General features: G+C 38.7%; 20 protein-coding genes and 1 other annotated feature. Of the genes, 4 read left to right on the top strand and 16 right to left on the bottom strand.

All coding sequences use genetic code 11. The annotated features are described in order from the left end of the window. The first annotated feature begins 32 nt into the window (after positions 1-32). Entirely contained in the window at positions 33-290 is a 258-nt protein-coding gene (locus tag HMPREF1514_RS01890; protein WP_003068825.1) for a metal-sensitive transcriptional regulator, read from the top strand. Between the two features lie 602 nt (positions 291-892). After that, on the top strand, positions 893-1,381 hold the full coding sequence (locus tag HMPREF1514_RS01885; RefSeq protein ID WP_037596898.1) for a prolyl-tRNA synthetase associated domain-containing protein: 489 nt from the start codon (positions 893-895) through the stop codon (positions 1,379-1,381). A 131-nt stretch (positions 1,382-1,512) separates the two neighbouring features. On the opposite strand, the gene HMPREF1514_RS01880 is transcribed toward HMPREF1514_RS01885, so the two are convergent. The 12 genes from HMPREF1514_RS01880 to HMPREF1514_RS01825 form a co-directional block, all read right to left on the bottom strand. Then, a complete protein-coding gene (locus HMPREF1514_RS01880; protein WP_003068820.1) occupies positions 1,513-1,809 on the bottom strand; it encodes a rhodanese-like domain-containing protein in 297 nt (98 codons plus the stop codon). Continuing rightward, a complete protein-coding gene (locus tag HMPREF1514_RS01875) occupies positions 1,799-3,454 on the bottom strand; it encodes an FAD-dependent oxidoreductase (protein WP_003024967.1) in 1,656 nt (551 codons plus the stop codon). The genes HMPREF1514_RS01880 and HMPREF1514_RS01875 overlap by 11 nt, the downstream gene beginning before the upstream one ends. A 22-nt stretch (positions 3,455-3,476) precedes the next feature. Then, the gene (locus tag HMPREF1514_RS01870) at positions 3,477-3,782 is read right to left on the bottom strand and encodes a rhodanese-like domain-containing protein (RefSeq protein ID WP_037596896.1); all 306 of its coding nucleotides are present in this window, start codon (positions 3,780-3,782) and stop codon (positions 3,477-3,479) included. Between the two features lie 192 nt (positions 3,783-3,974). Continuing rightward, on the bottom strand, positions 3,975-7,808 hold the full coding sequence (locus tag HMPREF1514_RS01865) for a mucin-binding protein (protein ID WP_051426766.1): 3,834 nt from the start codon (positions 7,806-7,808) through the stop codon (positions 3,975-3,977). A gap of 335 nt (positions 7,809-8,143) precedes the next feature. After that, positions 8,144-8,437: a 50S ribosomal protein L27 gene (gene rpmA / locus HMPREF1514_RS01860; protein ID WP_003032879.1), complete on the bottom strand. Its 294-nt coding sequence runs from the start codon at positions 8,435-8,437 to the stop codon at positions 8,144-8,146. 17 nt (positions 8,438-8,454) lie between these two features. Next, entirely contained in the window at positions 8,455-8,799 is a 345-nt protein-coding gene (locus HMPREF1514_RS01855; protein WP_037596891.1) for a ribosomal-processing cysteine protease Prp, read from the bottom strand. Between the two features lie 15 nt (positions 8,800-8,814). Beyond that, entirely contained in the window at positions 8,815-9,129 is a 315-nt protein-coding gene (gene rplU, locus HMPREF1514_RS01850) for a 50S ribosomal protein L21 (protein ID WP_003068805.1), read from the bottom strand. A gap of 35 nt (positions 9,130-9,164) precedes the next feature. Beyond that, positions 9,165-9,254, bottom strand: a sequence feature (ribosomal protein L21 leader region). A 109-nt stretch (positions 9,255-9,363) separates the two neighbouring features. Then, entirely contained in the window at positions 9,364-10,578 is a 1,215-nt protein-coding gene (gene thiI / locus HMPREF1514_RS01845) for a tRNA uracil 4-sulfurtransferase ThiI (RefSeq protein ID WP_003068803.1), read from the bottom strand. 4 nt (positions 10,579-10,582) lie between these two features. Continuing rightward, positions 10,583-11,725: a cysteine desulfurase family protein gene (locus HMPREF1514_RS01840; protein WP_003068801.1), complete on the bottom strand. Its 1,143-nt coding sequence runs from the start codon at positions 11,723-11,725 to the stop codon at positions 10,583-10,585. A 123-nt stretch (positions 11,726-11,848) separates the two neighbouring features. Further along, complete coding sequence (locus HMPREF1514_RS01835; RefSeq protein ID WP_037596889.1) at positions 11,849-13,771, bottom strand: fructose-bisphosphatase class III; 1,923 nt, start codon at positions 13,769-13,771, stop codon at positions 11,849-11,851. A 31-nt stretch (positions 13,772-13,802) separates the two neighbouring features. Next, positions 13,803-14,627, bottom strand: a complete 825-nt coding sequence (locus HMPREF1514_RS01830; protein ID WP_037596887.1) for a pyruvate, water dikinase regulatory protein — start codon at positions 14,625-14,627, stop codon at positions 13,803-13,805. A gap of 13 nt (positions 14,628-14,640) precedes the next feature. Continuing rightward, positions 14,641-15,270, bottom strand: coding sequence for a CBS domain-containing protein (locus HMPREF1514_RS01825; RefSeq protein WP_037596886.1), 630 nt, complete (start codon positions 15,268-15,270; stop codon positions 14,641-14,643). 181 nt (positions 15,271-15,451) lie between these two features. Here HMPREF1514_RS01825 and ppdK point away from each other — a divergent pair, with 181 nt between their 5' ends. Both ppdK and HMPREF1514_RS01815 read left to right on the top strand, forming a co-directional pair. Further along, complete coding sequence (gene ppdK / locus HMPREF1514_RS01820; protein WP_037596885.1) at positions 15,452-18,061, top strand: pyruvate, phosphate dikinase; 2,610 nt, start codon at positions 15,452-15,454, stop codon at positions 18,059-18,061. 201 nt (positions 18,062-18,262) lie between these two features. Then, positions 18,263-18,685: a DUF6556 family protein gene (locus HMPREF1514_RS01815; protein ID WP_037596884.1), complete on the top strand. Its 423-nt coding sequence runs from the start codon at positions 18,263-18,265 to the stop codon at positions 18,683-18,685. A 396-nt stretch (positions 18,686-19,081) separates the two neighbouring features. On the opposite strand, the gene HMPREF1514_RS01810 is transcribed toward HMPREF1514_RS01815, so the two are convergent. The 4 genes from HMPREF1514_RS01810 to HMPREF1514_RS01795 are packed head-to-tail and all read right to left on the bottom strand — an operon-like array spanning position 19,082 to position 22,863. Continuing rightward, positions 19,082-20,152, bottom strand: coding sequence for an ABC transporter substrate-binding protein (locus HMPREF1514_RS01810; RefSeq protein WP_037596883.1), 1,071 nt, complete (start codon positions 20,150-20,152; stop codon positions 19,082-19,084). Next, positions 20,149-20,922 carry an ABC transporter permease gene (locus tag HMPREF1514_RS01805; RefSeq protein WP_003068790.1) on the bottom strand — a complete coding sequence of 258 codons (774 nt, stop codon included), beginning with the start codon at positions 20,920-20,922 and terminating at the stop codon, positions 20,149-20,151. Before HMPREF1514_RS01805 ends, HMPREF1514_RS01810 begins: the two co-directional genes overlap by 4 nt. Continuing rightward, positions 20,919-21,725, bottom strand: a complete 807-nt coding sequence (locus HMPREF1514_RS01800; RefSeq protein WP_037596882.1) for an ABC transporter permease — start codon at positions 21,723-21,725, stop codon at positions 20,919-20,921. Before HMPREF1514_RS01800 ends, HMPREF1514_RS01805 begins: the two co-directional genes overlap by 4 nt. Beyond that, positions 21,706-22,863: an ABC transporter ATP-binding protein gene (locus HMPREF1514_RS01795; protein ID WP_003068788.1), complete on the bottom strand. Its 1,158-nt coding sequence runs from the start codon at positions 22,861-22,863 to the stop codon at positions 21,706-21,708. The genes HMPREF1514_RS01800 and HMPREF1514_RS01795 overlap by 20 nt, the downstream gene beginning before the upstream one ends. Positions 22,864-22,924: the final 61 nt, after the last annotated feature.

Genomic DNA, 22,924 nt, shown 5'->3' with positions numbered 1-22,924 from the left:
ATAATGTAAAAAAATACACAGAGGACAAGAACATGACAAACTCAAAGCTTATTACGCGACTAAAACGCTCCGAGGGACAATTACGTGGCATTCAAAAAATGATAGAGGAAGAACGCGATTGTGCAGACGTTATCACCCAATTAACCGCTGTTCGCTCTAGTGTCGAGCGTGTCATTGAGTTGATGATTACCGAAAATCTCACCGAATGCCTCAACCATCCTTTGGACGATCCTAAAGCTCAAAAAGAGCGGCTAGAAAAAGCCGTCCAATACTTTATCAAACGAAAATAATCTCAGTAGTTTTCTTCGCTTGCTGAGGTTTTTTATTGACGTTGCACAGTAAAAGCGTTATTCTAACTATCACTTCTTTTTTAAAAAATAGAATTGATCTATTGAGCAAAGGGAGCGTCCGCCCGGCTGATGGACGAAACTCGTTTCTAGGTAGACTGTCCGCCCGGCGGAAAAAGTCAACTTGTTGTCAGGCAACGTTTCAGCCCGGCTGACAGAACAAACTGATTTCTAAGCAAGCCGTCCGCCCGGCGGATAGGGCAAATCTGTTTTTAGACAAGTCGTCAGCCTGGCTGATGAACGAAACTCGTTTTCAGACAAGTTATCGACCAAGTCGACGAAGTGAACTGCTTTTTAGACAAACTATCGACTCAGTCGATAAAGTAAACTACTTTTTAGACAAGCTATCGACTCAGTCGATAAAGTAAACTGCTTTTCAGGCAAACTGTCGACTTGGTCGACAAAGAAAACTTGTTTTCATAAAACCTGTAGACCAAGTCGATGAAGTGAACTGCTTTTGGTGCAGATTGTCGCCCATTGAAAGAAAAATACACCTCACTATGGTATAATAAAAGTAATAAAACAACCCAAAGGAGGCAAGTAAAATGGACTTATACACAAAAGTGGAAGAAACCCTAAACAAACTAAACATTCCATTTGAAATCGTAGAGCACGAACCAGCGCTTACAACCGAGCAAGCCGACAGCTTCATCGAAGGCATCGAGGGTGTCCGCACCAAAACCATGTTTCTTACTAATAAAAAGAAAACTGCCTACTATTTACTCATTATGGACGACAAAAAACGCTTGGACATGGACTTGTTTAAAGAACTGGTCGGAGCCAATAAAATCCGCATGGCATCATCTGATAGTCTATTTGAAAAAATGATGTTACCAGCAGGTGTTGTTTCTCCTTTTGGATTGTTAAACAATGTAGACAAAGATATTCAAGTCTATTTTGACAAAGAAATCATGTCGGAAAAACGAATGAGTTTTCACCCCAATACCAATGAAAAAACACTCTTTTTAGACACAACGGACTTACTCAAATTCCTAGAAGCTATTGGTTATGAGCCACATATTATTGAGTTATAGGTTGGACAAAAACTCAATTTCTAGTCAAAATGAAGCAATGAACAAGAAAAAGCTTAAAATCAACGTTTTTGATAACTTGATTTTAAGCTTTTTACTATTTTTGGAAGGTTTTTATTCAGTTTCTTTTCTCTTTATTCCACCTCGCCATGCCAGAAATTCATGCCCCCAGCTACATTGGTTACATCAAATCCTTGCGCACTTAAAAACTGACACGCAGCCGCAGAACGTGCGCCAGATTGGCAGATAACATAGTATTTCTCCTGCTGGCTGAGTTGTTTGTAGCCCGTCTCAAAAGTGCTTAATGGCAGATTTTTTGCCGTCGGCACGTGTCCCATTTGAAACTCATAATCTTCTCGCACATCAAGAATGGATAAGGTTTCTGTCTGATATTTTTTATAAAATTCAGGCATGCTGATGCTAGTTTCCATATTCTACTCCCTCTGGTTTTACCATTTTGTACAAGGCAAAGGCGCCGTCTAGATTTTGAACAGAAAATCCTGCTTGTTTGAGAATGCGCTCGGCAATATAGCTACGAAGTCCACTATGACAGCTCACGATATAATCTTGCGACTTGTCTAACTCTCCTAAACGCTCACGCAATTCATTTAAAGGAATGTGAACCGTATCCACTTTCAAACGACCTTGTTGAAGCTCACTGGCCGTCCGCACATCTAGGAACTTCTTACCAGCAGCTAGTTCATCTTCCAATTCATACCACTGGATATTGTCGCTCAAACCTTCTACCAAGTTTAAGGCTGCATATCCCAGCATATTGACCGGATCTTTAGCAGAGCCAAACGGTGGCGCATAGGTAAATTCCAACTCTGGCAAATCAAAAATGGTTAGATTACCTTTAATAGCCGTTGCCAAAATATCAATCCGCTTATCAACGCCTTTTTTCCCAACACCTTGTGCACCATAAATTTTGCCACTTGTTGGCTCAAAGAGGAGTTTCAAGGTCACATCAGTCGCACCCGGATAGTAGCCAGCATGATCCTTACCACTGACATGAATAACTTGATAAGGCAGGCCATTCATACGAAGAATGCGCTCGCTCAGCCCTGTTGAAGCTGCCGTCATGTCAAATGCCCGAACAATAGCTGTACCAATGCTGCCTTTATTCTTTCGAGCTACTCCAGCAATCACATCCGCAACTTGACGACCTTGACGATTGGCAGGCGAAGCCAATGAAATCAGTGCATCTTCTCCTGTAACTTCTTGCTTGACAACAATCGCATCGCCGACCGCATAAATATCAGGTTGACTGGTTTCATAACGCTCATTGACTAAGATACCGCCACGCAATCCCAACTCAATACCTGCTACCTGTGCTAAAGCATTCTCTGGTTGCACCCCGACAGATAAAATGGTCACATCAGAAGCAATTTTTTGCCCATTCTCCAGCACAATGACCTTTCCCTTGTCCTCAAACCGCGTAGCAGACTGAGAAGTAACTACTTGAATGCCGTTTTTCAACAATTCAGCCTGAACAAAAGCAGCCATTTCTTCATCAAGCGGTGGCAAAACATGCGGTGCTTTCTCAACAATTGTCACATTCAAACCACGCTTGCGAAGATTTTCTGCCATTTCAAGTCCAATGAATCCAGCCCCAATCACCACAGCTTCTTTTGGTTCTTTCTCCAAAGCTAACATAATCTCATCTAGGTCAGGAACATTACGTAAAGTATAGGTATTTTCAGCTGTTTCCAAACCTTCAATTGGAGGTACAAAAGGTTTTGCCCCCGGAGATAAAATCAGCTTATCGTAACTCTCTGTAAATTCCTTTCCGTCATGCCGAACCGTCACCATATGTTGATCTGGTGAGATAGCCGTCACTTCATGGAAAGGTCGCACATCTAAACGAAAGCGTGCCTTTAAACTCTCAGGCGTTTGCACTAACAAGTCTTCTCGCTCAGCAATTTCTCCAGAAACATAGTAAGGCAGACCACAGTTCGCAAAGGAAACGAATGGCCCCTTTTCAAAAATAATAATCTCAGCGTCTTCTTTTAGCCGTCTTAAACGCGTCGCTGCAGACATTCCACCTGCAACTCCACCAACAATGATAATTTTCATTCAACTTCCTCCTTTATCACTTTTAAACAACTTTTCCGGTCCAAGCACTCATACCGCCTTGAACATTGACAACATCGTAGCCTTTTTTCTTTAACTTTTTGGCTGCCATTTTGCTCCGCACACCGGAATGGCAAATGACATACAGTGTTTCATTTGTTGCTGGCGTGTATCTTGCGATTTCATTGAGTGGGACATTCTTTGCGCCTTTGATATGACCACGCCGATATTCAGACGGCGTTCGCACATCTAGCAGTTGAATTTTCTTTTTTAATTTTTGTTCCAATTCACTTGTAGAAATACTATCTATTTTCGTAAATAAGTGAAACATAAGCACCTCCATTTATACCCTTATGGGGTATATTAAACCATGAAGCCTTTCTTTTGTCAAGCATCTTGTTTCAATCTTTTAACAAAAAAAGGAAGCTTCACAAATCAACTATGCCAAGTTGCTTGTAAAGCTTATCCTTTCTATCGAATGATTCAACCTTTAGTTTACTTTTATATGTTTACAAAAGGTTCATCAATCTTCTTTTTTACAACGACCAACTAAACCTAAAGCTGATAAAAGTAAACCGATACCTGTCAGCATTGTAAGAGTTGAACCATCTTGTACATCACCTGTACTTGGTAAAAACTTTTCTTTCGCTGGAGCTGGTTTGGTCGGAGGTGTTTGTACAACCGTCAAAGTTGGAGGTGTTGGTTTGTCCGAGACTGACGGAACTACTGGAGGTGTTGGCTTGTCTGGAGTCACTGGATTCGCAGTGTAATGCACATCCTTGACAATATCCTCTTGAGTGACTGTCTCTGATGGAACAGTCGCAACATCTACCCTATAACCTGGAATCACTGGGGATGGCACAGCGTCATAATTAGCTTTGTCACTGGTCCAAGCTGTAGCCGAAACTTCAGTGCCTGTGATCTTATCTTTCGTTACTGTGCGTGTCCACGTTGCTGTTTGTACATTATTAGCTGGCGTTTGACTACCCGCTCCATGATAACGAACTGTCAAGCTCACTTTCTTTGTTTCTTGGATATCAGTTGTGCCATGCTTCAAGTGAACCGTTACGTTTTGATCATGACTGCTATCAAGATCGAACTTAGCTGGAAGTGGGTCTTTTGAAACCAATTCATAGCCTTGGGCCAGATAAGCATTCACGATTGAATCATATTTTGCTCGTGCACTATCTGAAAGAGGAGTATCTGAATCTCCGCTAGTCAGCACTTCCTTATCTTTCAGCGTTTTATGAGCAGTATCATCAATGATGGTGTAAGTCACTTTTTGCTTATCAGCTTTATAGGTAACTGTAACATGGATATCAGAGTGAGCAGCGGTAATAGTTACTGCATCAACTTTTGATTTATCTGGTGTATAACCATCAACCGTTGGAGAAACCACTTCTGAGAAAGTACCTGTTGAGGGAGCCCATACCCCCTCTTGAGAGATTTTCCCAGTAACTAAATCTTTTGTATTCGTACGTTTAAAGTCTAATTTTTGGACTTTAGGAGTAGCTGCTTGGTCACCATTTTCATAAACATACTTGATGGTCTCTGTGACAGTCTTTGTTTCTTCAACTGGAGCTGTCTTATGACGTAGATGAACTTCAAATTTTTGATAAGTAGTATTGTAAGTCACACCATTTGTTGGATAATTGTCTGAATAAAGTTCATAATTTCGATCGGTATACGTCTTAATGGTTTCAGCTGTTCGATAAGGATCAGTCTGCCCATAAAAACCATTCAAATCCTTCGTTTCAAGCGTTTCCCCTGTTGTGTCATCGATATAAGTTACCTTTGCACTAGCTGGATTAGCTTTGTAAACGACTGTCTTTTCGATATTGGCACTGTTAGCCGTAATATTGTCAACTGCTGGAACTTCCGCTAAGTCTGGAGTGTGACCTTTGATTGCTGGTGATGTTACGGCTGCAAAACTTGTTCCATTTTCTGCTGTCCAGTCTCCAGTTGTAACATTTGTAACTAAATCGGTAGTTGCTGTTCTGGTAAATTTTAATTCAGTAGTATAAGTTGGAGCTGCTGTAGCACTATCTTTTGCATAAATATATTTAATGGTTTCTTTAACTGTCTTAGTCTGAGTTTCAGTTTTAACTTTATGTTTTAAATGAACTTCAAAGGTTTGAAGCTTATCATTATATTTTACACCATCTGCTGGATAATTATCTGAAACTAATTCATAATTTTTATCCGTATATTTTTTAATTGTTTCAGTTGTTCTGTATGGATCCGTTGTATTATAATCACCAGTTAATTCTTTTGTTTCAAGAACTTTATGATTGTCATCATCATCAATATAAGTCACCTTAGCGTTAGATTTATTAACAGTATAGACGTAATAAAAGACTTGATCAGAACTATTAAAAGCTATCGATTGATTTCCTGTTAATTGGGTTCCTTGTATAGAAGGAATTGACTTAGGCGTAGTTACAAGTGTATAACCAGGTATATTTTGCGGTTTAGCAGTAAAATTAGGTGACTGCGCATGTAATGGACCTCCTGGATAACCATATTGGTAAGTTTGTGTTGCAATTTGGTTCCCAGCTGTATCTACATACTGTACAGTTATCTTTGTTTGACCTTCTGAACGTGCATTAGACGGCTTAGTAGTAGCACTAATCTTTTCTGATTTAATTTCATTTTCAGTTCCATCATCATTTACACTATAACTTTTGGAATTACCAGTAATCGTATTATTAATCGAGGAATCCGCAAACATAAGTCGAGTCGAATGCCCTGTACCCTGAATAGCAGATGTTTTAGCTAAAATAGAATTTACTTTAGCATTCACCACATCAGTCCTATCAATTTCCTGATATCGATCTCCAAACGTTCCATAATCATCTGCAGGATGAATATCATGATAAGTCGTCGCACCTTCACCAATCATTTTACCTAAGTTAGTGGCAATAGTGTAGGTACCATCACCATTATCAATGACAACTGAAGAATTTTTTCCTGCTTTCTTTAATGCCTTTAAAATATCTGCATCTGTTGATTTAGGTGGAAGAGTAATTAACTTATTTTCATTTTCGTTAGTAATTGGTATAGATGTAGATGTATCATTCTTAACAAGGTATTTACCATCTTCACTAATAGCTAAAGTACTAGTGATGCGATGAGGCTCTGGATTTATTTTAATAATCTTTGAACCATTTTCTAGTTTTATGCGATGAATAGTGATGATATCTCCCTTGGGAATATTTGTATTTCCTGGTGTTTGACCATCACTAGATAGCATGTTGTTATAATAGTTTGCATCACCAGTTGAAGTACCTATTTTGATTGAATTTGCCGCATCACTACTAGCACCGTTGTACACAGCAAAATTTCCCTCAGATTTAGGAAATGTTCTCTGTACAGGTTTAAAAGTAAAAGTTGATCCGTTAATGTTCAATACAATATTATTTTTACTTTTTTGAGCCGTAAATTTGGCACCATTTGCAGCACTAAAATTAACATTAACCGTTTTTTCTTGCCCCTTTGAAAGTGATGCAAATTCACTATTCAATGTAATCTCATAAGCAAGATCGTCTTTTTTAGAAAAATCAAATTTGATAGTTCCAACACCAGGAATCGTTTCTGCTGTCCCAGAGCCAAGATTTGCATAATAAGCAGCATAAGCGTTATTTTCCAGTTTGACTGGAATCCGAATCTTATCTCCAGCTTTCAGCGTTCCATCCTGCTTAATTTTAAAAGTCATTTGAACCTTTTCGAAAGAAACTTCTTGAGCAGGTAGGGTTTTCGTATCTCCCGCATTCATAACTGTTCCGTCTTTTGTCGTAACTGTTACTGAAAAGTTTGAAATATGAGAAGAAGATTCTGCGACACTTCTACGGGTACGTGCCGCTCGTGTTTTAGGTATTGTGCTTTCAACAATTGTTTCGTCAGACTTTGGCGCTGTGTTTTCAGGAGTTGTTCCCTCAATATTTGGAGTTTTAGCTGATTTTGAAGATTCTCCATTTGTTGACAAACTACCATCGCTTGACATTGATGAATTCTCTGACGGAGCACTTTCTGTACTAGAATTTTGAAATTCTGAGGCAGTCTGAGTACTACTCACGCTTGTATTTTCTACTCTTGAAAAACTACTAGCTGAAGAAGCTTCTGTTACCGTTGATGATGTAGTAGTAGATACTTTTTCTGTCTTTGCATCCTCTGTGGGAGCAGAGACACTTGTAACTTGACCGCTAGTACTGTTTTGCTCTTCAGCATAAGTCGTTTGACTTCCTCCTACAATTCCATAAAGAGCTAGAGTAGCAATAGCAATGGAAACCAGACCGACATTCTTCTTCCGCAAAGAGAATTTATCTCGTTTCCCATTATAAAGTTTAAAACTTTTCACCTTGTGCATTCCTTTCGTTGTGAAATATTCATACAATTTTTTATTTAGGAAATGGATTGGTAACAGACTATATAAAACTGTTATCAATCCTTAAAAAATTGAATAAACCTACATATTATATTATACTTTGCTGTTCCGAATAATTCAACTAATATTATTATAAAATACATAAAAAACATATAAAAAATGTAGTCAAAACAAAGATAGCTGCAAAAAATTTACAGCTATCTTAGAATATAGATGATTTATAATTATTTTATGTATACTTTCTCTTCTTTTCAGATTACCAGCTTCAAAAGAAAGGCCCACACCATAGGTGTAAGGGTCTTTACATTTTATTTCGCGATTGGATAAACAGAAACTTGTTTTTTATCGCGACCTTTGCGTTCAAAGCGTACAACGCCTTCTACTTTCGCGAACAATGTATCGTCTCCACCACGGCCAACGTTAACACCTGGGTAGATGTGAGTACCGCGTTGACGGTAAAGGATAGATCCTCCAGTTACAGTTTGTCCGTCAGCTGCTTTAGCTCCAAGACGTTTTGCTTGTGAATCACGTCCGTTTGACGTTGAACCTCCACCTTTTTTGTGGGCGAAAAGTTGCAAGTTTGCAAGATTCATTTTTAACATAGTGTTTTTCCTCCGTGTTAGTTTTCTGTGATAACTCTGGTTTGGACGAACTCAGATGAGTCCTCTGATAAGTTTGCCATTCCCAAGAAGAATGATTCAAAGAAAAGTTGAGTCATTTCTCTCTGGTGTGGCGGAACATCCGTCGGTATTTCTACTCGTAAAAATCCGCCTTCTTCTTCGTTTAATTCTAAGATTGGTTCGTAACCTGCAAATTTTTCAATTGAATTGATGAAATTTATGGCAAGCGTAGAAACCGATGCACACACGACATCAAAGCCGTATTCGCCACTTTCGGCGTGTCCAGTAATTTCCGCACTCCTCAGCTCGCCATCTTCGGCTTTCTCAAAGACTGCCTGTATCATGTGTTCTCCTATAAATTAAGCGTTGATTGCGTTGATGACAACTTTAGTATATGGTTGACGGTGACCTTGTTTGCGGTGGCTACCTTTTTTAGGTTTGTACTTGTAAGTAACAACTTTCTTTTGTTTTCCTTGTTTTTCAACAGTTCCAACTACAGTAGCTCCAGCAACAATTGGAGTTCCGACAACAGTTTTATCACCACCAACAAGAACAACTTCGTTAAAAGTCACTTCTTGACCAGCTTCAACATCCAATTTTTCAACGTAGATAGCTTGACCAACTTCAACTTTAACTTGTTTTCCGCCAGTTTTAACGATTGCGTATGTGCTCATTATGCACCTCCTATGATTTTTTGGGGTTTCCCCGTATTTTTGTGAAGACTCGCCTAGCATCGTGGGACGAACCACTTAATACTCACTAAATGCGAGCTACGATGTTCGAGCGGTTGCACAGGAATGTGCATAGTCAACTCTATAAGTATAGCACTTCCAGAATAGTTTGACAAGTATTTTTTATCAAAAGGTAGCTATCTAATGCATTTTTAAGCAAGGGCAAAACAATTTTCGCTACAACAATTCCTCAATTAGCTCATCCACTTCGTCGATCTCTGCTTCCGGTGTGATTTCTGTAATCACAATGCCTGCCACAGCACGTTCTACCAAGTTTTCGACATCCATACGTGCCTCATATTGCTCGGCATTTTTTATCTTTGGATTGGTTTTCGGACGGTCTGGTGCAAAAATGGTGCAACAATCTTCAAAGGGTTGAATCGAGATATTAAATGTATCAATCTTTTCAGCAATGTCAATGATTTCTAGTTTATCCATAGTCACGACTGGACGAATAATTGGAGTATTGGTGACAGCATTGATCGCTTGCATACTCTCTAGCGTTTGGCTAGCAACTTGACCAAGACTTTCTCCGTTGATGATAACGAGCCCACCGCGTTCTTCACGAATCCGATCCGTGATCCGCATCATAAAACGACGAGTTAAGGTCATCAGATAAGCTTCTGGTGCTTTCGCTTTGATTTCTTCTTGAATTTCCGTAAATGGCACTTCAATAAATTGGATATTACCACCAAATTTGGTTAACTTGCGTGTCAAATTCTGCGCCTTTTTAAGAGCACCTGGACTTGTATAAGGCGGGCTCGCAAAGTGAACCGCTTCAATATCCACTCCACGTTTAAGGGCTAGATAGCCCGCAACCGGGGAGTCAATTCCGCCTGACAGCATCAACATCCCTTTTCCAGATGTCCCAACAGGAAGCCCACCTGCTCCACGGATTGTTTCATAAGACAGATAAGCTGCTTCCTCACGTATTTCCACTTGTAGGATAATATCCGGCGCTTTCATCTTGACTTGAACATGTGGGATGGCATCAAACACGGCATTTCCAAGAGTTTGATTCAGCTCACGGCTATCCAATTCAAAATTGTGGTCGCTACGTTTGCTGGCAATCTTAAACGTCATTCCCTCTTTATAAATTTCTTTCATAATTGTCTGTACCGCTTCAATCAAAGCAGGAACAGACTTCTCAACTTTATAAGACGGAGAAAAATTTTGAAGCCCAAAAATTTGTTTGAGGGATTCTGCGACTGGTTGATAAGCCGTTCCATGAAGATAGACATGTGCGCGATCTCGATCTGCTTTCACATGAACCTCTGGATAAATAGACAGGACTGCTTGCATATTGCGTTTCAATTTGTTAATGAAGCGCATTCGATTTTTTCCTTTAGTTGAAAGCTCGCCGTAGCGAACCATAATTTCTGAATACTCCATTTGTTTACCTTACTTTTCTAGTTTTTTCATAAATGATTTTGAACGTTGTTAGAAATTGCTCAATCTGACTCATATCATTATCTGCATCCAGACTAATCCGAACAGCAGTTTGAGCTAGGGATTTTTCAACACCCATGGCTATCAAAGTTCCAGCTGGTTTGCCCGCTTTAGAGGAACAAGCACTCGTAGTAGAGATATAAATGTCATACTCTTCAAAAGCATGAACTACCACTTCACCTCGTACGCCTTTAATTCCGAAAGTCAAAATATGGGGCGCAAAATTTTCTATTCCTGAAAAAATTGTTACATCAGGGTATTTAGCTAGCTCTTCTAGAATAATCTCTTTCATCTTAGAGGTTCGTGTGGTGAACGTTTCCAAATTTTCCATAGACAAGCGCAAGGCTTTTGCAGTTGCTGCAATACCCGCCAAATTTTCAGTCGTAGATCGCTTATCTGATTCTTGACCACCACCATTCAACAGCGGACAAATTTTCTTGCCAGATTTGATATAGACAAATCCAACACCACGTAAACCATGAAATTTATGGCTAGAAAACGTCGCAAAGTCCACGCGATCAGTTAAATAATTTTCTGTTGAAATCTTGGCTATGGCTTGAACCGCATCCACATGAAAAGAAACTGTTGGCCTGTCCGCTAAAAGCTTTGAAATAGCTTTAATCGGCTGAACAGAACCGATTTCATTGTTGATAGCCATGACAGAAACTAGAGTAGTATCTGGTCGGATAAGGTCTGCTAATTTTTCAACCTCTACAAAACCTTTGTTATCGACAGGTGCAAAGTCTATTTCAAATCCTTGCTCTTTCAGCCAGAGTGCGGATTCTTTCACTGCTGGATGCTCAATAGCAGATACAATGAGATGCTTGCCATAGCGTGCTTTTTCAAAAGCCACACCCTTGATAACCCAATTATCTCCTTCTGTCCCTCCAGACGTAAAAAAAATCTCCTGAGAAGATTTACCTAAAAGACCTGCAATCTGCTTGCGTGATGCATCTAACAAGCGCGTTGCTTGACTACCCAAACTATGAAGACTGGAAGGGTTCCCCCAGATTTTTGAAGCAACTTCTGTATAAGTAGCCAAAGCCTCTGGGTAAGGCTTTGTAGTTGCCGAATTATCTAAATAAATCATCTTAAACCTCTATATTTCAATACCCTTATTGTAACATGAAAAAGAAATAGGAACAACAGAGAAAGTCGTAAATAAAAGCTCTCTAAGCGGAAAACTTAGAGAGATGACAACTATATTATTTTCTTAATAGTCATAAAATTCATGTAAAAGAACAGATAATTCCTGTTGTTGTTCAATGAGGCTTTGCCCAATTGTCGTTGATTTTATCAAGGTTCGTTCGCGAACGTGCTCAATTACTCTCTTCAAGGAAGATAAATCTAAAGCTTCCTCAATCATTTTTTGGACGTTTTGGAAAGGTTGATGCGTCACAATTTGGAAACCATAAGAATTATTAAGCAAGGAATAGCCAGCAATTCCTGTTTTCTTTTGATAAGCTTCGCACAAACCACCATCAATAACGAACAGCATTCCTTCACCTCGAATCGGCGATTCTCCCTTCAGCGTTTTCACAGGTGTGTGCCCATTTACAATCCTAGAATGTTCTGAAAAAAGCCCAAATTCTTCTAAAATTAACTTGCATATATTGGCAGAATTCCGATAAGAAAAATAAGGATTTTCTTTTTCAACGTGCGTCTGTTTATCCTCGATAAAATAACGTTCTAGAGTTGTCATTTTGTCTTTACCAAACAAAGGAGACAACTTCCCATTCCAACAGTACCAGATAAGATCAGTTGAGAAATCGTTCTGAATTTCTGGATTTTTAGAACTTTCTCGAATATGGTATTCAAAAAAGTCGAGCAATTCTTTACCAGCATAGCGGATTTGATTGATTTGCAAAGGTTGAAAGTCTCCTGATGTCTCTAGAGGGATACAGCCATGAAACAGGAGATGATTGTTATAAATCTTATACATGGAACCCTTGTTCATCAAAAAAGAAATCTGGTTCTTGAGCTGAATAGAATGCTGGAATGAATCCAGCAAAGTAGCAACCACTTCTTCTTCCTCATCCGTTAATTCCTCTGGCTTTTGGGGATTAATCGTTTGAAAACAAGTATTAGCTAAGAAATGCTTCTTCTCTTCTATCATGACACTCTCTTCCCAGTAATCAATCTTATCCAGAGTAAGGTGTTGAGACATATTAAATTCTGGTCGTCTTTTGATGAGCTGATTTTCCAATTTAAACTGGATAATCGCTAAAGCTTGGTGAATCTTCTCCAACTGAAGAATTTCCTCAGGAGAATAATCGTCACTTCTTTTTCCTAACTTAGGTTTGAATTTTGCATTTTCCGAATAAGTCTTTTCAGCAAAGAGGACGAGTGGTCTTAGATTAAGACCATAAGCTCGCTCAATATCGTAAAGATACCCGTACCTAGCAGCTATTCGTAAGAGAATGAGTAAACATTCTTTTGAGCCGAAGAAAGCCCCCATCCAGATAATGTCGTGGTTGCCCCACTGAATATCAACAGAATGATAAGCCATGAGTTCATTCATTACTTTATCCGCTGCTGCTCCGCGATCAAAAATATCACCAACTATGTGAAGATGATCAATGATTAATTGCCGAATGACCGTTGATAATGTCGAAATAAACTGATTTGCTTCACCTAAATCAATCAAATAGTTCTGAATCGTTTCAAAATAAATATTGCTATCCGGCAGATTTCTATCAGTGTAAAGCAATTCCTCAATAATGTAAGCATATTGTGGCGGCAAGGCTTTCCTTACTTTAGAGCGTGTGTATTTGGCTGCTACAAAAGCTAGCAAAGTCAACAGATTTTGAATGATTTCTCCATACCAACTTTTATCTTTCAAAGGATAAAGGAACCCATCGCTCAAAACTTCCTGAGGATACGCAATTAGTAAGGTCAGCTTGTCTTTTTCCTCTTTTGATAATTTCTCTCCAAAGCAATCATTGATTTTTTCGTTCAGGTTTCCTGCACAGGTTCTCAAGATATAGTCAAAAGCCTCAAACTCACCATGAATATCACTAAGGTACAACTCGGTTCCCTTTGGTAAATTTAAAATGGCTTCCAGATTGATTAACTCTGTGATGACCTTTTGCTTAGAATCAAACTCTTTTAATAGAATTCGTTTGTATTGCTCCATTCGTTCACCTCATTTCAATACAATACTATATTTAATACTTATTTGAAGACAGAGATTTCAAATGTTCTTCAATAATGCAAGCCGTTTCTTCAATAGATTTATCGGTAATATTGATGATATAAGCCTGATGCTTTTGAAAAACTTTCTTGGAATAATCTAGTTCTTCATAAATTTTTTCTACATCTGTATAGCTTGTAACTTGTGTCAAACCGAGCGCATCCAAGCGATTGCTTCTCACTTTAGCCAATTTATCCGGATCACAGACCAACCCAATCATTCTTCTTTTATCTACTTTATCTAAAACTTGTGGTAGTGGAACTTCAGGGATCAAGGGAAGATTTGATACTTTATAGCCTTTATTAGCTAAATAGATACTGAGTGGAGTCTTGGAAGTTCGAGAAACTCCCAGAATCACAAGGTCTGACTCCAAAAATCCTTGCGGGTTCTTGCCGTCATCATATTTAACAGCAAATTCAATCGCAGATATTTTGTTGAAATATTCCGTATCCAAACGATGTAGAACACCTGGAACTTCAATAGGTTGAGTATCCGTTTTTTCCTTGATGATTTCAAAGAATGGATTCATCAAATCTAGATAGGATAAATGATTGACTCTACTAAATTCTCTAGCTGCTGCTGCTAAATGGCTATCTACCAAAGTGCTGATAACAACTGCATCATCTTTGATAGCATCTTGCAAAATATCTAACAATTCAGATTCCTTATTAATAAATGGGAATCGATAACTATTATTGAAAATCAAATCTGGATATTGAGCCATGACGGCTGATAATAATTTTTGGGATGTTCCTCCCAAAGAATCAGAAATAGTATAAATAGTAATCTCTTTTTTCATGAAAACTCCTTTTTTAGCGATTTACTTCAGCATTTCTTGCTTCTTGGATAATAAAGTTCAGCAAAGCCGACTTAGTAATTGTTCCTATAATGTGAGCTTCATTTTGCTCCTCCACAACAGGCAATGAATCAATGGCGAAGTCCTGCAAAAGTGCAGCTGCTTCAAGAATATTCAAATCCTTATGGCAAGTCTTAATATGTGGCATTCTGGTCATGCAAACGGCTACTGGGGTCACATCAATATTGGCATTGAGGGCAGCCCTTAACAAATCCTTTCGTGATAAAATGCCTTGCAGCTGCTTCTTTTCATCTATCACATAGAGAACATCTGCATCATACATAAATAATGTGATAATAGCATCTTGAATAAAAGAATCATGTGTTACTAATACGGGGGAGGTCATCACATCCTCTACTTTCTTCTGAAAAGTATCAAAGAAAAAGAGAGTTTCCAAATCTGAACCAGAATAAGTGTAGCCAACTTTCGGGCTTGCTTTTAAAATCCCTACTAAGGTTAGAAAGGATAAATCTGAGCGTAAGGTCGCCCTAGATACATCTAACAGCTCTGATATTTTTTCCCCGCTGACTGGCTGATCCTTTTTCACAATTTCTACAATTTCTTTTTGTCGCTTTGTTAATTTCAACTGTTACTCCTTTTAAAAACTTCAATCTTTAATAATCATCATTATGTGTCATATTATAACAAATAAATTCTGATTGTCAATGATTTATGACTGATTCTTTTCTGTTGACAAACATATATGCTATATATTACAATGTATCTGTCGTTTAATATGACGCATATTTAATCAATCGGAGGCAAAAATGGATAAATGGATTTATTTTTTTGATGAAGGACGTGCTAGTGATAAAGCCTTATTAGGTGGTAAAGGGGCTAATTTGGCAGAAATGACTCATTTAGGGCTCCCAGTGCCAGAAGGCTTTACCATTACAACTCAAAGTTGTCTACGTTATTTAGAAACTCCTTCTTTTTTTGAATCTATTTTAAAAGAGGAAGTTTTGAAAGCGATTACGAACTTAGAAAGCAAGACAAATAAATTTTTTATGGGCAATGAGTCCTCGCTACTACTAGTTTCCGTTCGTAGCGGTGCAAAAATTTCTATGCCTGGTATGATGGACACCATTCTCAATCTTGGTTTAAATGACTTACGTGTTCAGACTTTAGCGGACGTAACAAATGCTAATTTCGCTTATAATTGCTATCGCCGTTTGTTGCAGATGTTTGCAGATGTCGTCTACGGCATTCCCAAAGAGGAATTTGATCGATGCTTAGAAAAAACCGAAAAGCAATTGAATAAAACAATCAATGATTTTTCAAAAGAAGAGCACCAATCACTTATCCAACAATATAAAGAGATTTATCAAGAGCACTACCAAAATTTCCCACAGAGTCCCAAAGAGCAACTCTACGCTGCTATCAAGGCTGTGTTCAAATCATGGAACAATCCACGCGCTAAAGTTTACCGCGAATTGAATCAAATTCCTCACGATTTAGGAACGGCTGTCAATGTTCAAAGCATGGTGTTTGGAAATAGCGACCAAAAAAGCGGCACAGGCGTTGTTTTCACAAGAAATCCTGCCACTGGTGAACATCATCTGTTTGGGGAATTTCTACTCAATGCTCAAGGGGAAGATGTCGTAGCTGGTATTCGAACTCCAGAACCGATTGACTCTCTTAAACGAATCTTACCACAGGCCTATGAGGACTTTTGTAACTATGCCAAGATTCTTGAAAAACATTACAAAGATATGCAGGATATTGAATTTACCATTGAAAAGGAGAAATTGTACATCCTGCAAACTCGAAATGGGAAGCGTACTGCTAAAGCAAGCTTAAAAATCGCTTTGAATCTAGTCGATGAAAAAATGATTTCAAAAGAAGAAGCTCTCCTACGAGTCAGTCCTTCTGCTATTAACCAACTGATTCACCCTATTTTTGAAGAATCTGCTTTGAAATCAGCTCATTATTTGACTCAAGGACTTCCTGCTAGTCCAGGCGCAGCAACAGGAGAAATTGTCTTTACCGCCGAGCGGGCTAAAGAACTTCATGCACTAGGAAAAAACGTTATTTTGGTTCGCCAAGAAACTTCTCCCGAGGATATTGAAGGAATGGTGGTCAGTCAAGCAATTGTGACTAGTCATGGCGGAATGACTTCTCATGCTGCCGTTGTAGCACGTGGCATGGGCACTTGTTGTGTCGCAGGATGTGGCGAATTGTCTATCAATGAATACGATAAAACAATTGTATGCGACAAAGTGACTCTAAGAGAGGGAGACATCCTTTCTGTAGATGGCACTTCCGGCAAGCTCTACACGGGCAATATTCCAACTACTATGATTGACAATAACGACGAATTACAGTTGTTCCTTTCTTGGGCAGACGAAGTGGCTCAACTGAGCGTTCGTGCAAATGCAGAAACGATTCAAGACTTAAAAACAGCTATGCAATTTGGTGCCAAAGGAATTGGCCTTGCTCGTACAGAGCACATGTTCTTTGGTGAAAAACGAATTTTAGAAATGCGCAGATTGATTTTATCAAACAACGAAGTAGAAACAAATTCCGCTTTAAAGAAACTCTTGGCTTTCCAAGAAGAGGATTTCTATCAAATGTTTCAAACAATTCAGGATAAACCGATGATTGTCCGTTTATTGGATCCGCCTATGCATGAATTTTTACCAAAAAATAAACCAGAAATTGAGCAATTGGCTGAAAAACTACAAATCTCTGCTGAGACATTAACACAGAAAATTGCCTCCCTGCAAGAAACAAATCCAATGTTAGGACATCGTGGTTGTCGTTTAGGAATTACACAGCCTCAAATTTATAAAATGCAGGTAGAAGCTATTTTTAACAGTGCCATTAGACTGGCAAAAGAAGGCATGGTCATTAAGCCAGAAATCATGATTCCGCTGATTGCTGAAAAATCAGAACTCGTTTATCTCAAAAAGCTACTGGTTGAGTACATTGGAACTATCTTCAACAAGCATCATATTGAACCTTTCCCTTATGAAATTGGCACCATGATTGAACTGCCGCGCGCCTGCTTTATTGCAGACCAACTGGCTGAAGAAGCAGATTTCTTTAGTTTCGGTACCAATGACTTAACGCAAATGACCTATGGCTTTTCTCGTGATGATATTGGAAAATTTATCCAGCATTACAAAGACAAAGAAATTATGTCGTTTGACCCTTTCCAAACTATTGACCAGACTGGAGTTGGGGAACTCATGAAAATAGCCATTTCAAAGGCTCTCCAAGTGAATCCCAATCTTCCAATTGGAGTTTGTGGTGAAGTCGGAGGAGATCCTACTTCTATTCCTTTCTTCCAAGACATTGGCATTACTTATGTTTCTTGCTCCCCTTATCGTGTCCCTGCTGCACGATTAGCTGTTGCACAAGCAAATCTTTCCTAGTCCTTCCTTATAATCACACCGGCTCTTTTCATCTGTCAACAAGGGCAGACAAGAATTGAGCTGATTTTTTAGTCCTTATAGTAGAAAACCACATTCTCTTTCGATTAATTTACATGAAATTTTCAATGTTTTAAATTTTTTTAAGACAATTTTAAACAAAGAGGGTATAATGAAGATGAGAAAGGAGATTATCAACTGACAATGGAAAATTATTCTCGAAAAAATAAAACTTCAACTACTAAAGAAGAAAAAACACCTACTCGTCATCATATCAAAAAAGGTCTCTCAGCTTTTCAGAAGACCCTTGCTACGATCGGGAGTATCCTTGGGATTATCACTGCAACGATTACCATCATGACTTTCATGAATAACAATAAATCTGATAACAAAACAAAAACTAGTCAGACGACACAAACAACCATTATCAAAGAAATTCAGAAAGAAACAACAACTGAGACCCCTAGCTCTAACAACACAACTGCTACTAGTCAAGGCGAAACAGAAACAAGTAGCGCTAGCTCTAACACTACGCAGTCTAGCAATACATCAAGCGATACTAGCTCTAGCCAAACAAGCAGCGACAGTGCTGATAAGGATACAACATCATCAAGCTCTAGCAATTAAAAAATAACGGAAGCAAGATTACTCATCAGACCAATGTCCGAGAGTTGTTCAACTTCCGTTTTTTATATTTAATTTTACACTCAATGAAAATCACAAAACAAACTAAGACAAGTCGTAGATAAATCGAAAGTTCCCGTGGAGCTTTTGAGATTGGAGATGAAACGTCCATGAGGATGTGTCAACAGTACGGCTTTGAGTAGCGGATAGAACTTGCGAAGTAAGTATCAAGACGATTCGCTTGTCTATCTTGAAAGAGTACTTCTGACGAAAACTTCGTTTTTTATCGCCACCTTTCACAATCCTCTAGATTGTTACGCTGCATTCACTTTATCTGCAACCTTTCATAGTTCTCGGGCTGTCAAAGCTAACGAAGTTTGAAAAGATTTTTGCAGAGTATCATTTCCGATACATTTTCACCTGAAGATATAAATCATTGTAAATTCCCAACCATTTCGCCCCTAATTGCCGATAGACTTCCAAATGCTTCATCGTTTCTTCATCTGGATAAAAGGCTCTATCTTCCTGCACTTCTTTAGGAAGCATTGCTTTGGCTAGTACATTCGGGGTAGAATAACCAACATACAAAGCATTTTTATAGGCATTTTCAGGTTTTAACATAAAGTTAATGAATTGATAGGCAGCCTTTTTATTTTTGACCGTCTTAGGAATGACAATATTATCAAACCAAAGATTGCTAGCTTCTGGCGGTACGACATAACGCAATTTCGGATTTTTATCCAGCATCTGCCGCGCCTCTCCAGAGAAACTAACACCAATAGCAGCATTATTTTGAATCATATAGCCTTTCATCTCATCAGCAACAATAGCTTTGATATTCGGTGTTAACGTATAGAGCTTATCAACCGCCTCTTGCAATTGCTTGGTATTCTTTGAATTTAAGCTATATCCTAATGCATTCAATCCAACGCCCATTACTTCACGCGCTCCATCAATCATCATGATAGAGTTTTTATACTCAGATCGCCACAAGTCACTCCAATGCTTAGGTGCTGTTTTGACCAATTCCGTGTTGTAAACAATGCCTAGCGTTCCCCAAAAGTATGGAATAGAGTATTGATTGCGGGGATCAAATGATTGATTTAAAAATCGTTTTCCAATATTTTCTAAGCCTTTAATCTGAGAATGATCCAACTTTTCTAGTAAGTGTTCCGACATCATTTTTGAAATCATGTATTCACTGGGAATGGCAATATCATAGGTTGTCCCGCCCTGCTTAATCTTCGTGTACATGGATTCGTTAGAATCAAAGGTTTCATATTGAACTTGGATACCGGTTTCTTTTGTAAATTTCGTCAATAATTCTGGATCAATGTAATCTCCCCAATTGTAGATGACTAATTTGTCACCAGAACCGATTTTTGTCCGACTTTCAATGTGATGGCTCAAGCCCCAGAGGATAAGGATAATAGCAACAATGCCCATTAAAAATGAATAAAGCTTTTTCATGCCGCATCCTCCTTCTCACGAGAAATAAAATAATAACCAATCACCAAAAGAATACTGAAAAGAAATACCAAAGCAGAGAGAGCATTGATTTCTAGAGAAATTCCTTGACGAGCACGCGAGTAAATCTCAACCGACAAGGTTGAAAAACCATTTCCTGTCACAAAGAACGTCACAGCAAAGTCATCTAGAGAGTAGGTGAAAGCCATAAAGTAACCGGCAATGATAGCTGGCGTCAGATAAGGCAGCATGATTTCCTTGAGCATCTGAACTTGGCTTGCTCCTAAATCATAGGCTGCCTTAATCATGTCATCATTCATCTCTTTTAACCGTGGCAATATCATCAAGACTACGATAGGAATTGAAAAAGCAATATGACTGGCTAAGACTGATAGAAAACCTAATTGAAATTTGACGGTTGTAAATAAAATCAAGAAACTCGCACCAATCATAACATCTGGTGCTACCATTAAAATATTATTGACCGACAAAAAGGCTTCTTGATATTTTTTTCTTGCCTGATAAATATAAATAGCACCAAACGTTCCGATTGCTGTGGCAATCAAAGAAGACAAAAAAGCCAGAAAAAAGGTTTGTGCCAAAATTAGCATCAAGCGAGTATCACTAAACATATTTTGAAAATGCGCTAGACTAAAACCTGTGAACTTGTTCATATCGTCACCAGCATTAAAGGCATAGCCAATCAAATAAAAAATCGGCAAATAAAGAATTAAGAAGACGACTGTTAAATAAATACTAGCAGTTTTTTTCATCGTTCTCTCCTTTCTTTTGTTGCCCACATAATGATAAGCATGGCTACAATCAAAACAACACCAATGGTTGAGCCCATGCCCCAATTTTGTGTAGTCAAAAAATGCTGCTCAATAGCTGTACCTAGCGTAATAACGCGATTACCACCAATCAAACGCGTCAGCATAAAAAGACTGAGGCTGGGAATAAAGACAGACTGCACACCACTTCTCACACCATTCATAGATAAAGGAAAAACGACACGACAAAAGGTTTCCCAACGGTTGGCACCAAGATCATAGCTGGCATTGATCAGATTTTGATCCATATCCTCTAAAACATTAAAAATCGGCAATATCATAAAGGGTAGCTCAATATAACTAGCAACAAAAATAAAAGAAAAGTCTGTGAACAAAATTTGCTGAGAACCAATCCCGATAAAACTTAAAAACTGATTGACTGAACCATTTTGTCCAAAAATCCCGATAAAAGCGTAAGCTTTGAGAAGTAGATTGACCCATGTCGGCAAAATAATGAGCATCAACCAAAGCTGTTTATGCTTTAATTGTGTCAACAAAAACGCAGTAGGGTAACTAATTACCAAGGTAACAACTGTGATAATTCCTGCATACAAGACCGAATTCAAACTCATTTTAAGATAGGTTAGATTTTGCGAAGCGAAGTAGGTCTTATAATTTTCAAGAGTAAAGTGACCTTCAATATTGAAAAACGACTGCCAAACAATCATGGCAACAGGCGCTAATACAAACAATAGAATCCAAAGAATATAAGGAGCAACAAAAAGATCAGAGGTTGTTTTCTTCATCGCGCTCCTCCTCAATAGCATTGATTAAGCCTGCTTCCTGCTCTTCCATCTCGACATATTCTTCAATCCGAGCATCAAACTCTTCTTCTGTTTCATTGAGCCGCATAATATGAATATCTTCCGGTTCAAAATCTAGCCCGATTTCCTCTCCGACAATGGCCTTGCGAGTCGAATGAATCATCCACTCATTACCCAAGTCATCATAAGCGATGATTTCATAATGCACTCCACGGAAGAGCTGGGTGTCAACCTTAACTTGAAGTTTTCCTTCTTCCGGGAGCGTAATTTGTAAATCTTCTGGACGAATAACCACTTCCACCTGCTCATTAGGACGCATCCCTCCATCCACTGCTTCGAATTGCTTGCCATTGAACTCAACCAGATAGTCTTCAATCATCTTTCCTGGAAGAATATTAGATTCGCCGATAAAGGTCGCTACAAAATGATTGATAGGTTCGTCATATATATCAACAGGTGTTCCCGACTGGACAATCTCTCCCTCATTCATAACAAAAATCCAGTCACTCATGGCCAGAGCTTCTTCTTGGTCGTGGGTGACAAAAACAAAAGTAATCCCTAGACGCTGCTGCAATTCACGTAATTCATACTGCATGTCTGTTCGCAACTTCAAATCCAGTGCAGATAAAGGCTCGTCCAGCAAAACAACTCGCGGTTCATTGACAATAGCACGCGCAATAGCCACTCGTTGGCGTTGTCCACCGGACAATTTGCGAATAGAGCGTTTCTCAAAACCATCCAAACGCACCATTTTCAGGACTTCTGCAACCCGTCGCTCTATTTCTTGTTTTTCAACTTTACGCAAACGCAACGGAAATGCCACATTTTCAAAAACAGTCATGTGCGGAAAAAGGGCATAGGACTGAAACACCGTATGCACATCACGTTTGTTGGTCGGAATATCGTTGATTCGGACGCCGTCAAGAAAAACATCACCGCTGGACGCATCCAACAAGCCAGCGATGATATTTAGAATGGTTGATTTTCCTGATCCAGAAGCACCTAAAAGAGTGTAAAACTTCCCTTCTTCTAATTCAAAATTGATATCTTTTAAGACGACTGTATTATTATCTTCAAAAACTTTTGATACGTTTTTAAATTCAATGATTGGTTTGTTCAATTGCCATAAATTCCTTCTTTTTCATAGATTGACAAATTTAAGTCTTGTCCTGACTGATTTT

The sequence above is a fragment of the Streptococcus sp. AS20 genome, assembly GCF_000524255.1.
Classification (GTDB): Bacteria; Bacillota; Bacilli; order Lactobacillales; family Streptococcaceae; genus Streptococcus; species Streptococcus constellatus.
Note: the sequence above shows the minus strand (reverse complement) of the source record. Positions and strands in the feature narration are given on the sequence as shown.

Coding starts and splice junctions, on each gene's coding strand:
- HMPREF1514_RS01890 (WP_003068825.1), top strand. CDS start 33: ATGACAAACTCAAAGCTTATTACGCGACTAAAACGCTCCGAGGGACAA.
- HMPREF1514_RS01885 (WP_037596898.1), top strand. CDS start 893: ATGGACTTATACACAAAAGTGGAAGAAACCCTAAACAAACTAAACATT.
- HMPREF1514_RS01880 (WP_003068820.1), bottom strand. CDS start 1,809: ATGGAAACTAGCATCAGCATGCCTGAATTTTATAAAAAATATCAGACA.
- HMPREF1514_RS01875 (WP_003024967.1), bottom strand. CDS start 3,454: ATGAAAATTATCATTGTTGGTGGAGTTGCAGGTGGAATGTCTGCAGCG.
- HMPREF1514_RS01870 (WP_037596896.1), bottom strand. CDS start 3,782: ATGTTTCACTTATTTACGAAAATAGATAGTATTTCTACAAGTGAATTG.
- rpmA (WP_003032879.1), bottom strand. CDS start 8,437: ATGTTAAAAATGAATCTTGCAAACTTGCAACTTTTCGCCCACAAAAAA.
- HMPREF1514_RS01855 (WP_037596891.1), bottom strand. CDS start 8,799: ATGATACAGGCAGTCTTTGAGAAAGCCGAAGATGGCGAGCTGAGGAGT.
- rplU (WP_003068805.1), bottom strand. CDS start 9,129: ATGAGCACATACGCAATCGTTAAAACTGGCGGAAAACAAGTTAAAGTT.
- thiI (WP_003068803.1), bottom strand. CDS start 10,578: ATGGAGTATTCAGAAATTATGGTTCGCTACGGCGAGCTTTCAACTAAA.
- HMPREF1514_RS01840 (WP_003068801.1), bottom strand. CDS start 11,725: ATGATTTATTTAGATAATTCGGCAACTACAAAGCCTTACCCAGAGGCT.
- HMPREF1514_RS01835 (WP_037596889.1), bottom strand. CDS start 13,771: ATGGAGCAATACAAACGAATTCTATTAAAAGAGTTTGATTCTAAGCAA.
- HMPREF1514_RS01830 (WP_037596887.1), bottom strand. CDS start 14,627: ATGAAAAAAGAGATTACTATTTATACTATTTCTGATTCTTTGGGAGGA.
- ppdK (WP_037596885.1), top strand. CDS start 15,452: ATGGATAAATGGATTTATTTTTTTGATGAAGGACGTGCTAGTGATAAA.
- HMPREF1514_RS01815 (WP_037596884.1), top strand. CDS start 18,263: ATGGAAAATTATTCTCGAAAAAATAAAACTTCAACTACTAAAGAAGAA.
- HMPREF1514_RS01810 (WP_037596883.1), bottom strand. CDS start 20,152: ATGAAAAAGCTTTATTCATTTTTAATGGGCATTGTTGCTATTATCCTT.
- HMPREF1514_RS01805 (WP_003068790.1), bottom strand. CDS start 20,922: ATGAAAAAAACTGCTAGTATTTATTTAACAGTCGTCTTCTTAATTCTT.
- HMPREF1514_RS01800 (WP_037596882.1), bottom strand. CDS start 21,725: ATGAAGAAAACAACCTCTGATCTTTTTGTTGCTCCTTATATTCTTTGG.